Annotated in this window: 8 protein-coding genes; 5 read left to right on the top strand and 3 right to left on the bottom strand. The window is 72.9% G+C overall.

The window, feature by feature from the left end; genetic code table 11:
• Positions 1-157 precede the first annotated feature (157 nt).
• The 3 genes from CLT71_RS29235 to CLT71_RS29225 are packed head-to-tail and all read right to left on the bottom strand — an operon-like array spanning position 158 to position 5,176.
• Positions 158-3,379: a helicase HerA domain-containing protein gene (locus tag CLT71_RS29235; RefSeq protein WP_101369929.1), complete on the bottom strand. Its 3,222-nt coding sequence runs from the start codon at positions 3,377-3,379 to the stop codon at positions 158-160.
• Complete coding sequence (locus CLT71_RS29230) at positions 3,379-4,110, bottom strand: hypothetical protein (RefSeq protein ID WP_199187760.1); 732 nt, start codon at positions 4,108-4,110, stop codon at positions 3,379-3,381. Before CLT71_RS29230 ends, CLT71_RS29235 begins: the two co-directional genes overlap by 1 nt.
• Position 4,111: 1 nt before the next feature.
• A complete protein-coding gene (locus tag CLT71_RS29225) occupies positions 4,112-5,176 on the bottom strand; it encodes a DUF559 domain-containing protein (RefSeq protein WP_199187759.1) in 1,065 nt (354 codons plus the stop codon).
• Between the two features lie 231 nt (positions 5,177-5,407).
• On the opposite strand from CLT71_RS29225, the gene CLT71_RS29220 reads away from it, so the two are divergent.
• The 5 genes from CLT71_RS29220 (at position 5,408) to CLT71_RS29200 (ending at position 14,248) form a co-directional block, all read left to right on the top strand.
• The gene (locus CLT71_RS29220; protein WP_101369928.1) at positions 5,408-6,544 is read left to right on the top strand and encodes a hypothetical protein; all 1,137 of its coding nucleotides are present in this window, start codon (positions 5,408-5,410) and stop codon (positions 6,542-6,544) included.
• 142 nt (positions 6,545-6,686) lie between these two features.
• On the top strand, positions 6,687-8,132 hold the full coding sequence (locus tag CLT71_RS29215) for a TIGR02710 family CRISPR-associated CARF protein (protein WP_101369927.1): 1,446 nt from the start codon (positions 6,687-6,689) through the stop codon (positions 8,130-8,132).
• Between the two features lie 12 nt (positions 8,133-8,144).
• Positions 8,145-11,429: a DEAD/DEAH box helicase family protein gene (locus tag CLT71_RS29210; RefSeq protein ID WP_101369926.1), complete on the top strand. Its 3,285-nt coding sequence runs from the start codon at positions 8,145-8,147 to the stop codon at positions 11,427-11,429.
• Positions 11,430-11,487: 58 nt separating this feature from the next.
• Positions 11,488-12,663, top strand: a complete 1,176-nt coding sequence (locus CLT71_RS29205; protein ID WP_101369925.1) for a hypothetical protein — start codon at positions 11,488-11,490, stop codon at positions 12,661-12,663.
• The gene (locus tag CLT71_RS29200; protein ID WP_101369924.1) at positions 12,656-14,248 is read left to right on the top strand and encodes a phospholipase D-like domain-containing protein; all 1,593 of its coding nucleotides are present in this window, start codon (positions 12,656-12,658) and stop codon (positions 14,246-14,248) included. Before CLT71_RS29205 ends, CLT71_RS29200 begins: the two co-directional genes overlap by 8 nt.
• Positions 14,249-14,276 lie beyond the last annotated feature (28 nt).

The following is a 14,276-nucleotide window of genomic DNA, read 5'->3' as shown; positions in this document are numbered from 1 at the left end:
GTCCCGTCGATCGACGCCCTTCCCGGGTGGCCGACCGAAACGTCCTGGGCTCGATGCCCTCGATCCGGGCACCCACCCCGCGTCGTGTGTTGGCAGGACATCCGCGCCGCGCACCGCGCGCGCCAGGGGCGAGCAGGACGCCGAAGCCGGCGCGTCACTATCCGGCGCGCTGAGCGCGTCTGATCACCTCCTCGCCGGTGAGCGGGCTACGCGGGTGGTGGCTCAGACACAGCGGTGTTTGGATCTTCTCTGGTGCGGCGCCCTCGACCGCCGCATAGAACTGGCCGGAGCGCAGCCGGGCGATGTCCGGCACGTCCCCGCCCTTGGCCCGAGCCATCTCCCGCGCGGCGGCGATCTGGATCGGACTGTTGAGCAGGCCGAAGAACTGGGTGGCCGCGTTGCCAGGGATCCGGTTGTGCAGACCTTTCGGCGCCTGGGTGGCGAAGACCAGGCCGAGGCCGTACTTGCGGGCCTGGGAGGCGAGCGCCAGCGTGCTCTGGGTGCAGGCGGTCAGCGCACCGGACGGGGCGAGCGTCTGTGCCTCGTCCATCACGAACAGGCCACCCAGCGGCCGGTCACCGGCCGGATGCCGCTTGATCCAGGCGAAGAGCGCCATCTGCAACTGGTTGACGAAGCTCTGCCGTTGCTCATCGGAGGGAAGGCCGACGAAGCTGATCACCGACACGCGGGCTCGTTTCCCCTGTGGTGGGGTGAGCAGCAGGCCCGGATCGAGGGGTACGCCGTCGCCGCCGAAGAGCGGATCGTTGACCGTTGCCGCCGTCAGGGTCTGGGCCAACTCAGCCCCGATCTTGTCCGCGTTGTCGAGTCCGCTCACCCGGTCCGGCAGGGCGGAGAGCAACTCGATGAAGCCGGGCAGGCCCAACCCACCGTGCCGGGCGAAGTAACGCAGGCCCTCGCGCAGCACCGCCTGACCGAGCCGGGCCTTGTTGGTGCTGGCGACCACGTTCGCCCGGGGCGCCAGCGCGGCCACCGCCGCGTCGATCGCCTCACCGAACTCGTCCGGGTCGTCGAGCACGCTGCGGAAGTCGGGCAGCGGCTGAAAGGTCAGTGGCCGGCCGGCCGCCTTGCGCGGGGTCCAGACCACCACATCGGTACCGGCCAGATAGGTGGCCGAGCGTTCCGCGTCGTCCGGACCCCAGTGCGGCGGCGGCTCCGGCCACGCGTCACCGAGCCGAGCCAGGTCGTTGTTCGGGTCCAGCACGATCGCTGACACGCCCTGCAACGCGCACTCCTCGACCAGCCGGCGAATCAACACGGTCTTGCCCGACCCGGATCCAGCGAAGATCGCGGTGTGCTTGCGCAGCGCCTCCAGATCGAGCTGAACTGGCTGCCGGTTCTCGATCGACACGCCGAGCGGGATCACCGGTACCGCCGGCAGGCCGGATGTGACGGCGGCTGCGGACGGCTCGACCGCCACGGCCGCACCGGCAGCCGACTCGACCGCCACGGCAGGTTCGGCAGCCGCAGCAGGCTGGACGGCCACGGCAGGTTCGGCAGCCACGGCCGGATCGGCGGTGACGGCAGGATCGGCGTACGCGTCGGCGAGCGCGGTGCGGAACAGCTCGACGGCGCTGGCCGGCTGCCGGGCGAGCAGCCACGCCTGGAGGTTGGCCGGATTCTCGGACAACAGGGTGCGGAGTGCGGTCAGGATCCGCAGGTCGGTGTCGCTCACGTCGACGGTACGGCCACCGGCCTCGGTCAGCGCGGCGATGGTCTTCTGCGTCTTCGCCCCGGTCGACCAGGGATCCCGCCGGATCAGGAACAGTCGCCGCTTCGGCACCTTCTCGGTCAGTCCGGCGACCGTCGCGGCGCTGCATATCCGGTTCAGCGCCGCCACCGCATGCCGGGCCGCGATCGCGCGGAAGCCCCAGTGCGCCTCGTCCTCGGTCTGCTCATCGAGGGTACGGCGGAGTCGGGCGTGCAGCGCCGGTTTGGCGCTCGGCGGTGGGTCCAGGGTGAATCCGGCCCCGCTACCGCCCCGCTCGACGATCCATGCGGTCAGCCCGGCGGTGAGCAGCCCCGGCATCGTCGCGTCCTCGGTGCCGGGGTCCAGCGCCGGGCCGGGATCGGCCCGCTGACACAGTTGCGCGAACCGCGCGTCCAGCCCGGCCAGGTCCGTCGGCGCGGCGACCGGCACCAGCGCCTCGGCCGGGACGGTGGCGGTGCCGGGGGTGTGCGACATCAGGTCGACCAGCTCGCTGCGCTGGCCGGTACGCAGGCAGCCCTGCACGTGCCGGTCGATGATCCGCAACAGCTCGCGCGGGGTGAACTGGTGGCCGCGGTCGAACGCCGACGGCGCCACCGGCCAGGTCGGGTACGGCGGGGTGAAGCCGATCTCCTGATAGCGGAGGGTGAACCGGCGTTCGAGCAGAGCCCGGCCCACCTCGGGTGTCGGGATCACGCCGAGGTCGACCGCCTCCCGAAACCGGTCCTGGACGGTGTCGACGGCGACGTTCTGGATCAACGTCCAGGACGCGGGCAGGCAGGCGACCACGGTCAGTGTGCGACGGGTGTAGTCGCGCAGCGACATCAGGCCACCGGCGATCCGCTCCAGCATCAGCGCCTCGGCCTGGTTGACCGCGGAGACGTCGTCGGTGGACCGGATCGACTGGGCGATCAGTGTGTCGATCTGGTCCACCGCGATCACCGTCGGTCCGGTGAGCGCGAGCATCCGGGACACGTCCCGGACGATGAGCTGCGGGTGCCGTTCGGCTCGCCGCATGCCCCACTCGGCCCGCTCCCCGGCCTCGGCCTCCCCCTCGGCGGCCAGGTAGGTGTTGGCGATGTCCCGGGCGGCGTAGTTGTCCGAGGCGCGCAACGCCAGCGCCCGTGCCGTGTCCTGCCAGTCCCGGCCGAGCTGCCCGTCATACCGGCGCAGCGCGTCGATGAAGGTGTCCAGGGCGGCGCGGGTGATCGGCACCTCGCCGGCCATCGCCCGCCGGACGTTGCGGGGCACGCCGACCAGCGACGACAGCCGGCGCAGCAGGGAGGCCAGTTGACTTTCCGGGCCGTCGCCCTCGCGTTCCAGGCTGTCCAGCAGCAACTGGACGGTGCTCGGCCAGAAGGTGCCGGCGTCCAGCAGGCTGATCAGCAGGAAGTATCCGCCGTCGGCCTGGACCTGTTCGCGTACCCAGCCGAGCAGGTGGGTCTTGCCGGATCCGCGCTGCCCCTGCACCACCACGCCGATCGGATTGGAGTCGACGCTCTCCCTGGCCTCGGCGAAGCCGTCGAGGATCATCTGCCCGGCGTCCGGGTGCAGGCCGTCCACGTGGTAGCGGGACGGGCGCCACAGGTCGTCCGGGGTGGGCGCCCAGTTGAACCGCAGTGCGGCGAGTGCGCGACGTTCCTCCTCGGTCATCACACGCCGATCGCCAGCAGATGCTTGTCCTGGCCGCCGATGCGTACCGCCGCCGCCCGGTCGGCCGCGGTCAGTGTCTTCTGGTTCGACTCGGGCACGACTGTCACCCCGGGCTGGCCGACCAGCCGCAGCAGGGCGGCGTCCACCTGGGCCCGGTCCAGGTCGGCCAGCTTCTCCCGGAGCGGGGCCAACCTCACCCAACCCTTTGGGCGCGGGGTGAGTTCCTGGTAGGCGTCCCGGATCCGGGCCTCCACGCCGGCCTCGTCAAGCATCGACCGTCCGGCGGCGGCGGTCTGGTCGGGCGCGGCGGCCCGGTCGGGCAGGGCTGGCGGAACGGGTACCGCTGGCGCGGCGAAGCTGACCGCCGGATCGGATTCCGAGGTGGCGCCGAAGACCTCGGCGAGGCTCAGCTCGACCCGATCCATCAGGCGTCCGAGGCCAGCCAGGACGGCATAGAGCGCGATGCCGACGGAGCCCGAGCGGGACGGTGGCCCATCGGCGGCGAGCTGCCGGGTGCACCAGGCCCAGCCGGCGTCGGTGAGCACGTGCCGGTACGACCGGCCGTCCTTCCAGCTTTCCACCAGTTTGCGGTCGTTGAGCCGGCGGCGGGCCGCGCCGTCCAGGGTCAGCCCGTACCGTTCCTTCAACTCGGGGTTGGAGATCTCCCGGGCCTCGGCCATCAACACCAGCAGGATCGCGGTATCGGGCAGCGACAGGCGCTGGTCGGACATGTCATGTTCCTTCCCGGCGGAGACCCAGCCGGCGGTCGGTGAGGATCCGTTCCAGCTGGGCGACCACCGTGTCGAGGTCGGTGTCGATCTGAGCATTGGTGAAGCGGAGCACGGCGTATCCGTCTAGCTGTAGCCGCACGTCCCGTTGCCGATCGGCGGCATACCGCAGCGGATGGCGGTGTTCCGGACCGTCCACCTCGACGACACACCGTTCGGCGGGCCAGAGCAGATCGAGCCGGATCGGGTTGGTCAGTGGTGCGGACTGGTAGGTCTGGTTCCAGGCCCGACCGGCGGCCCAGGGACGGCCGGCGAGGGCGGCTTCCAGGGCCTGTTCGGCTGCGCTGGCCGGATGTGGCCGGCCGGCCGGGGCCGGATAGCGCAGCCGGGGCGTCGTGGGGGCGATCAGCGTCGGCGCGGCTCGGGCCGACGCGGCGGCGACGGTCAGGGCCGCCAGCGGGGCCGGCAGGGTGACAGTCCAGGCGCCGACCTGGTCCATCGCCTCCAGTGGCTGACCACCGGTGAGCCAGACGCCGAAGGGACCCCGGTGGGCCAGCCATTCGCCGGCGCCGACCAGGGCGTGCCGGTCGGCTTCGGAGAAATCGTCGGGTACCCGGATCAGCAGGCCAGCGTGGCGGCGCTCGAAGCTCTGCGCGACCAGGCGGGCCAGCCCGGCAGCGCGTACCTCCGGGCGGTGGCGGCCGGGCACCGGCGCGGCGCGACGCAGGGCCCGTTCGGCCAGGTCGGCCAGGAACGGCCCGGAGTGGGTGCTGTCCGCGCCAAGCCGCCGGGCCAGGACGCGCACCGCGACCAGGTTCGCCCCGCCGGCGCCGTCGATGCCGGTCGCGGCCGGCAACCAGGCCGGGAAGAGTTCGAGTACGGCGGTTTCCAGCCGGTCCAGAATCGCCCGCACCACCTCGGCCTGGCTGGCCGTACGGTGGGCCAGGTAGTGCACGATCGCGGGCGCGTCGGCGGGTAGCGGGGTGGCCGCGAGCGCGATCGCCTCGGGATCAGCGCCGACGAGGCGAATCACCGCGCCTATCGGCAGGTCCGTCCACAACTCGTCCACCACGCTCCCCGGGCAGCCAGACCCATCGATACTGGCCAGAAGCGGCAGGAGGCGCAATGCCCACTCGGGCAACGTGCTCGACCGCTCATTCCGATCCGGTCGGAAATCGCCGCAGCGCGGCGACCGGACGTACCTACCGAATCCGGCGAAGGTCGACCCGGCAGGCCGGCACGCCGAGTGGCCGGCGTGTGCCAGCGACACGATCGGCCGCGCATCGGTGACAATCGGTGAATGACCGATAATCCGTTCGCGATCGACTGGGTCAAGCAGGCCGCGAACTCCCTGGAGTGGGAATTCACGATCTTCAAACGTGAGCGGCCGTGGCCGGTGGAGGAGGGGATGACGCAGACCCTCGCCCACGAGAGCGCCGAGGGATTCTCGCCGCGCCTCGCCGTCGTGGCCGAGCATCACGCGAAGGTGATCCACGAGTTGGGCAGCCGGAACTCGGCCGCCGCGGTGGCGGCGCTGCGCGCCTTCGAGGCGATGAGCCCGATCGACACCCAACGCGAGATGGCCCGGGCCAACGCAAACCGGATCGTCCGGCAGGGACAGCCGGAACCGCCCTGGCTGGAGAGCATCGGTCGGGTACGGGTGGACGACTGCTGGTGGTCGCATGACGAGTTCGGCGAGTCCGCCCTCATCGTCTGCGCGTTCTCCTACGACGGCGAGGACGCACACGCGATCGTGATGATGGTCGACCTGACCCTCGGCGGCGGGATGGTCCGGGAGTTGACGCTCACCATGGACCCGGCTGTGCCGCTGGCACTGGTCCGCGAGGCCCACGGCGGCGAGGAATGCCTGGTCAGCGAGGCACTCGACCCGGCCCTGGGGCGGCGGCTGTTCGAGGACGCCATCGCCACCTCCGACGAGTTGAGCGAGAACGAGGAGTACCGCCTGCGGCCGGTGCCGCAGGCGTACCGGAAGATGCGGGCCCTGGTGCTGGCCCGCGCCCGGGCCCTGGCCGACGTTGCCGCCCCGGCGGAGACCCTGCCCGGCAGTGTCGAGGTCGAGCTGTTGAAGCGGTCGTTCCTCGCCTCCCCGGCCGCCGCCGCACTCCCGGCCGGCGACGCCACCGGCCGGGCGCTCGACCTGCTCATCACCCAGTTCCTCGACCAGGCCGCCTGCCATCCGCTGGCCCTCGGGCCGCGCCGGGCCCAGGCCATCCTCGGCCTGCCGAGGCTCGCCGCCGAGGTGCGCTCCGATTCGGAGCTGAACCAGGTCTTCGCCGACGTCGCCCGCACCTGGATCGGTTGGAGCGCCACCGAACGCGGCCTCTCCCAGGCCGCCACCGACCGGCTGACCGAGGTCGCCCGGGTCGCCGCCGCTCCCCTGGATCCCCTCCCCAGCCAACGCTCCGAGACACCCTGACGGCTGCCGGGGATCGTCGGCGGCGTCGCGGGCCGGGTGCTGGTCGGGAGGCGCCCGGTGGACCGGCTCGCAGGTCGATTCCAGCCGGCACACCGGATCGCCTCATCGTGCGGGTGAGCGACCCCGTTCGATAGGGTCAGGCATGCCGTCTGACGAAGTGGGCTCCTTCGCCGAACGGGTCGCCACGATGCACCGGATCGAACGCGGCGAACAGCGGTACGCCGACGGCAGCCCGGCGCTCCAGGCCACCGCGTACTATCTCGACCACCTGCTCGCCGACGCGGTCGACCGGGCCCGGGCCGCCAGCGACCTGCCCCGACGCCAGGTCGACGTGCTGATCAGCCTCTGCGGTTTCGCGGCCGCCCCGACGGTGCTCACCTACGAGCTGCTCCGGCCGAGCCGGCTCGTCGTGATCACCTCCCGGGACGCACCGGACAGTGTGGACCTGATCGGGCAGCGGCTGGTCGGCCCGGACCGGCTGCGCTTCCAGGACTTCCGGCACGTCCTGGTCGACGCCAGCGACCCGCTCGACATGTACCAGCAGATCGCCCGGGAGCTGGCCGGACGGGACGGACGGCACGCGGTCATCGACATCACAGGTGGCCGGAAGGTGATGAGCGCCGCCGCCGCACTGGCCGCCTGGCAGCTCAACCTCGGGTTGACGTACGTGGAGAACCAGTTCGACCCGGTGACCCGGCAGCTGCGGCACGGCGAGGTACGGCTCATCTCGCTGGACAACCCGACCACCCTCTTCGGCGAGCAGGAACTCGCCCGCGCCCTGGAGATGTTCCGGTCCGGGGCGTTCGAGGCGGCCCGCCGCCGTTACGACGAGATCGCCGAACGGATCGCGGTACCCGGTCGGGCCCGGCTGATGCGTGCCCTCGCCGAGCTGTACCGGACCTGGTGCGATCTGGACCTGGCCGCGCTGCCGGCGGCGGTCGCCGGGGTGGAGCAGAGCCTGCGGCGGGGCCACCGGGACCTCCGGCCGGACACCTCGGCGACGATCGACCGGCAGCTCGCCTTCGCCCGCCGGCTGGCGGCCGGCGACGCCACCGCGTTCGTGGTCTGCTTCTACGTACTCGGCCTGCACTACCAGCGGCTCGGCCGGCACGACTTCGCGGCACTGCTGTTCTACCGCACCGTCGAGGCCTGCCTGACCACCCGGCTGCGGCACCGCTACCCGGGCTTCGACCCGGACGACTGCGACTGGTCCCGCCTCGGTGACCCCGCCGCCGTCCGGGCCGGCTACGCCGAGGTGTCCCGCTCGATCAGCCCGCCGTCCGCCGCCGGGCCGCCGAACAAACTGACCCTGTTCGCCGCCGCCATCCTGCTCGCCTCGCTCGACGACGAACTGGCCCGGCGTACCGGGCTGGTCGATCCGGAGCGGCTGCGGGAGCTGCGGGACCGGACCTGGGCCCGGAACAAGTCGGTGCTGGCGCACGGCACCGAGTCGATCCCGGCCGAGCACACCGAGTCGCTCCGGACGGAGGCGTTCGGGCTGCTCACGGCGTACTGGGCGCTGCACGGGGACGGGAACGACGTCGACGAACTCTGCGTCGAGCTCCGCTTCCTCCGCGACGATCGGTGAGAGGTGTCCGGAGTGGAGCGACTGCGGGTGCCCCGGTCCTGGGCCGACGAGTACTGCCAGGCGACCGATCCCGAGCTGTTCGCGCCGAGCGAGGCGGAGCGGACCGAGGTGTGCCTGTCGTACCCGCAGCGGGCCCGCTGGCTCGCCGATCACGACCTCGACGAGATCCGGGCCGACCTCGGCAGCGGCCTGCTGGTCGAGGAACTGACCGGGCGGGACGGCCCGTACTACCGGCTGACCGGTACCCGGTTCGAGGTCTACGCCCAGGCGCGCGGGGCGCGGGACAGCGGAGTGCCGCAGGCGTACGTCACGTCGGTGAAGCCGGCGCGCGGGCTGGGTCGCACCGAGACGGTCCAGCCCCGACAGGTCCGGCTGGTGCCGGTCTGGGACGAGGAGTACTGCCACCTCCCGGAGCTGGTGCGGACCTTCGCCGACGGGCTGCGGATCGTCCAGCGGCGACGGTCGCTGCGTGAGCGGGCCAACCGCGAACTGCACCGTGGCGCCACCCCGCCCCGGCCAAGGGGCGACCTGCACGCCCGGATCCGGCGCCGGTACCAGCCGTTGCTCCAGGTGCTGGAGTTGCTGGAGCAGCGCAGCATCCACGAGGGCACGGTACGCGCGACCGGGACCGTGCTCGGTGAGGGTCGGCTGGCGGACCAGCAGGTGCTCTGGCTCCGGCTCGACCAGCCGGCCACCTTCGCCGAGGGGCGTACGGTGACGGTGCAGACCCCGGAGACGAAGGTCGAGCTGCGGCTGCTCTCGGTCGAACTCGACGGTGCCGCCCCGGCGGGGTCGGAGACGGTGCTCGCCCTCTCCGCGCCCCGGGCACCGATCGCAGCGCAGACCCCGGTGCGGCTGGAGCAGCAGGGCCGGTTCGCGCTCGGCAAGCACAGCGCGGCACTGGGCCGCTTCCTCGACGAGCAGGTCGAGGGCGACTGGGAACACCTGGCACTGCTGCTCTCCGCCCCGAAGCGGCTGCCCGCGGTGCGGCTGCCGCCACTGTCGACGTACTTCGACGAACGGCTCAACCCGGAGCAGCGGGCGGCGGTGAGCGGCGCCGTACAGACCCCGCACGCCTATCACGTGCAGGGGCCGCCCGGCACCGGCAAGACCACTGTGATCACCGAGCTGGTGCGCCAACTCGTCGACCGGGGCGAACGGGTGCTGCTGCTCGCCCCGATGCACGTGGCCGTCGACGAGGTGCTGCGCCGGCTCGCCGACCAGCCGGGCATCCTGGCGCTGCGGATCTCCTGGGACGAGTCCCGGGTGGCCGAGGAACTGCGCCGGTACCTGCCGAAGGAGGTCAGCCGGACGTACCTGCGACAGGCCCGCCGCCCGGCGACCTCGCAGGCCGGGCGCTGGCGGGCCGAGGCGGACCGGCTGCGGGACCGGCGCGACGCGCTGGACGCTTATCTGGCCGCCGACGCCCGGCGCCGGACCAGCGCAGAGGCGCTGCGGTCGGCGGAGCGTGACAGGCGTACCTGGCGGGAACGGCTCGCCGCCGACCTGGCCGGCAGCCGGGCCGGCGAGGCCGAGGCGGCCGGCGCGCTGGACCGGCTGGCGGCGACGCTGCCGGCGGTGGTGGCCCGGACCGAGGCGCTCGGCGCGCAGCTCGCGGCGGTGCCGCGCGGCCGGCGGTTCTGGTCCCGGGTCAGGGCCTTCTTCGAGTCTCCGGACGAGGTGTCCCGGCTGGCTGACGCCCACCGGGCGAGCGAGGCGGAGCGCCGCCGGCTCGACCATGACCAACGGGCCTGGGCCGGGCGCCGGGAGGCGGCTCGGGCCCGGATCGCCGCGCTGGAGGCGGAACGGGTCACCGCGGAGCAGTGGCACGGCGCGGAGGTGCACCGCTGGCAGGCCGAGACCGAGGCCGCCCGGTCCGCCGCCGGGCAGGCCGGAGATCGGGTACGGTCGCTGACCGGCCAGGACCCGGTCGGCCGGCCCGAGCCGGAGGTACGGCGGTGGCGGGACCGGTTCGACGCCGAGCTGACCCGACGCGAGCAGCGGATCGGGCTGGAACAGCGCTGGTTCGAGCTCTCCGGGCTGGCCGGCGGCTCGCCGGAGTCGCTGGCCGAGGAGGTCGACGCCGACCTGCGCCGGTCGGCGAACCTGATCTGCTGCACGACCACCGGCGTGGGCCGGGATCTCGGCGACGCCGACTTCGACACGTTGATCGTGGACGAGACCAGCCGGGTGGTGGACAGCGAGTTCCTGATCGGGGCGGTCCGGGCCCGCCGCTGGGTACTGGTCGGCGACGAGCACCAGCTCCCGCCGTACGTGGAGCCGACCGACGAGCACCACCTGCACGCGCTCGCCGCCCTGCACATGGTCGGCCGGGGTGCCGCCGCCGACCTGCCGGCCGCGGTCGGCCAGCTGGCCGCGATCTGGACCGAGGACGAGGAGCTGCACCAGTTCCGCACCGACACAGTGCTGGCCACCGCCGAACGGCTGCGCGGGTCGGGCAACTGGCGGAAGCTGTACCGGCAGACCTTCGAGGCGGCCTGGCGCCGGCTGGGCTCCGACGGCGCGGACGCCGAACGTACCCTGCTGAAGGCGATGCGCGACCACCTGGTGCGCAGCCTCTTCGAGGTCTCGGTCACCGGGGTGCCGCCGCAGTTGCGGCAACGGCTGCGGGTGCAGCGCCGGATGATCGAGCCGATCGCGTCGCTGGTCTCCGCCCCGGTGTACGACGGCGACTACCTGACCCCGGACCGGCCGGACGTGACTCCGCTGCGGTACGGCGGCACCAACACTCCGGTGGTACTCGTCGACACCTCGGTCTACGGCGGCCGGGCGCGGGAGCGCACCGTCGGCAGTGGTTTCGTCAACGACCTGGAGGCGGACCTCGTCGCCCGGATGTGCCGCTCGTGGGAGGCCCGGTTGCGCCGATCGGGCGGTGAGCCGGTGACGGTCAGCGTGCTGACCTTCTATCGGCGGCAGGCCGCCGCGATCAGGGCCCGGCTCGGCGGGCCGGCCTTCGACGACTTCCGGGCCCTCGACTTCCAGGTGGTCGACGCGATCGACAAGATCCAGGGGCAGGAGAGCGATCTCGTCTTCCTCTCGTTCTGCCGGGCGTTCGTCGGCCGGGGCACCCCGTCGGCCCGGTACGGCAGATGGTTGCAGGACATCCGTCGACTCAACGTCGCCTGTACCCGGGCCCGCCGTGGACTGGTACTGGTCGGACACGCGCCGACGCTGCGCAAACTGAACGGCGTACCGGAAGCGGAGGAGTTCTACCGCAACCTGTTCGAGCTGTTGGAGAAGCGACCCGACATGGAGATCGCGAAGGGCGTCGGATGACCGGGCGGTGTGCGTGGCGTGAGCGTGCGGGCCGCCGGACGGCCACGGCAGGTGCCGTGTGATCGAGTTCGTTCCGGCCGACCCGCCGGCCGCACCGCCGCCCGGGACGGTCGCCGTACTGCCCGAGGTGCTGGTGCCGATCCGCTGGTGGCGCGGGGTCCCGTTCGAACGGGCCACACCGGTCCGGATGACTCCACTGGAGCGGTTCGTCCTGGAGCTGGCGATGACCACCGGCCGGGCCGAACCGGCCGAGTTCTTCGAGATCACCAACCTGCCCGGGGAGACACTGCTGCCGGTGGCGGCGCGCCGGCTGGTCGCCGCCGGGGCACTCGCCCGGGACGCCGACGGGTACCGGCCACTGTCGCCCGGTGCCGAGCAGGCCGCCCGGACCCGTACGGTCTACCGCCGGCGCCAGGTCAGTCTGGACGTCGTACTGTTGCCGCGCACCGGCGACCTGCTCGTGCTCGACCCGCGCTCGTCCGGGCTGCGCGAGGTCGAGCGGCTCCGACCCCGGTCGGTCGGGAACGCCCCGCTGCCGCCCCGGCTGGTCGGCAGCACGCTCGCCGACGAACTGCGGGCCAGGCTGGCCGCCGGCACGCTCGCCGGGGCCGGCGAGGAGAGCGTCGAGGTGGCCGAGTCCGCCGCCGAGTCGCCGCTGGGCCGGGACGGTTGGTGTCCGGTCTACCGCTGCCGGGGCGAGTTGCGGATCGACGGCGACGGCTACCGCCCGGTCCTCACCCTGCCCGGGGACGACAGGCACGATCCGGTGAGCCTGGAGTTGCCCGGTGCCGCCGGGCTCGCCAACCACTGGCTGGGGCTGCTCGACGCGCTGCACGACCCGGCCACCCGGGCCCAGGCCTGGGACGGGCTGCTCGGCTCGGCGCAGCGGACGGCGCCACGGGCGGAACGGATCGCCCCCGGCCGGTGGCGCTGCTGGGTCTCCGGGTCGCTCGCCAGGCGCCTCGCCGACCGGGGCCGCAATCTCGCGCTGCCGCTCGGATTAACCGGCCAAGGTGAGGACGCCGTGATCGAGACGACGATCGACCTCGTCGGTGCCGACCGGACCGCCGAGACGCTCATCGAGGTGGACCGGCGGATCACCGCCGCCGCCGCGCCGGGCGCCGACGTCACTGCCCTGCCCGGCAGCCCGGAGTTGCGCGACCGCGCCTGGCGGCTGGGCTTCCCCGGTCTGGTGTACGCGCTGCGCGAGGCGGAGGACTTCGGTTATGCCTGACCGCGATGCACCGCCGGAGACTGACGCGCTGCCGGACGAACTGGACCTGGGTGCGCTCACCACACCGGAGGGGTACTTCCTGCTCTGCGACGTACCCGGGCAGCCGTTCCCCGACGCGCCGGACAGCGACGGGGACTACCGGCACCGGTTCACCTACCGGGGTTCGGTCACCTCGATCCGGCACAGCGCCATCGAGCTGATCAACGGAGCCCGGCACAAGATCTTCCTGGCGAGCTTCCGGATCGGCGACCGGGAACTGCTGGACGCGCTCTTCGCCGCCGTGGAACGGCTCCGTGGCGGGGTCTACGTCGTCACCTCCTGGACCGAGCAGTCGCTGCGCCGCGATCTGTCCAGTTTGGAGGATGTGGACGAGGTCGACGTGCAGGCCCAGAAGAAGCAGTTCGACGAGCTGACCCGGCGCGGGATCGCGCTGCGCGGGCACGAGGGCTGCCACGCCAAGTTCCTGGTCGTCGACGACAGCGTGGCACTGGTCAGCAGTGCCAACCTGGAGACCAGCGCCCTGGTCGACACCGAACGGAAGCGGGCGACCGGGGAGAACGGGGTGCTGGTCGCCGACCCGGCCGAGGTCGACCGGCTGGCCCGGTTCTTCACCCGGCTCTGGTTCGCCGGCTGCACCTGGGCGGCACTGCCCGGCGCCGAGTACGCGCTGCATCGGCGTACCCCGGAGCCGAGCCCGGTGACCGTGCCACCGTCGGCCGGCGGGCCGGGCGTGATCTGGACGTACGACGGCGACGACGGGGACGGGGCGCACCGGGAGCGGGGCATCCTCGCCGCCCTGCACGAGGTGATCGGTCGGGCCCGGCACGAACTGCTGCTCGCCACCTTCAGCCTGGTCGGCATCCGGGACCGGCCCGAGCTGCTGCTCGACCCGCTGCGCCGGGCGATGGCCGCGCACGATCTTGACGTACGGCTGCTGGTCCGGGCCCGCAACAACGTACCCGAGCACCGGGCCGACACCGCGGCCCTGGCTGAACTGGGCGTGAGGATCCACGGCGACTCGGACACCCACGCCAAGGGCGTGATCGCCGACGGCCGGTACGGGGCGCTCTTCTCGGCGAACTTCGACGCCGTACACGGGATGTTCTCCGGGGTGGAGGTCGGCACCCGGCTCGACGGCCGGCCGGCGCTGGCCGAGGCCCGGCGGTACTTCCGGCACGCCATGGAGCACGCCGACCTCTCCTTCGCGGCGGCGCCGACCCAACGCGAACTCGACCGGGGGCTCGGTGCGCGGTGGCGGCGCCGCTGGCCACACGGTGACCGGCTGCCGGTGTCGGCCACCGACGCCGACTGGCGGCGGCTGGTCGAGGCGGCCGTCACCGGCCCGGTGCTCTGGGAGGAGGACAGCGAACTCCGGCTGTACGTCGGAAACGTCGTCGCCACGCTCCGGCCAGGCCGGTCGGGCCGGTTCCAGCTCAACGTGGCCCAGAGCCGACCCGACGCCGCCACCCGGATGCGCGACTGGTACGCCGAACGCCCGGGCTCCGGCACGCGCCGACCGAAGCGCGGTTGCTGCCCGGCGCTGCTGACCCGGCGCACCGAGCTACCGTCGCCGCCGGAACAGTGACGAGCGGCCGGGTCACCGAGGAGGCGAC

The organism is Plantactinospora sp. CNZ320, from assembly GCF_002846275.1.
The sequence above is the reverse complement of the archived record's forward strand: the minus strand, read 5'-3'. Positions and strand labels throughout refer to the sequence as shown.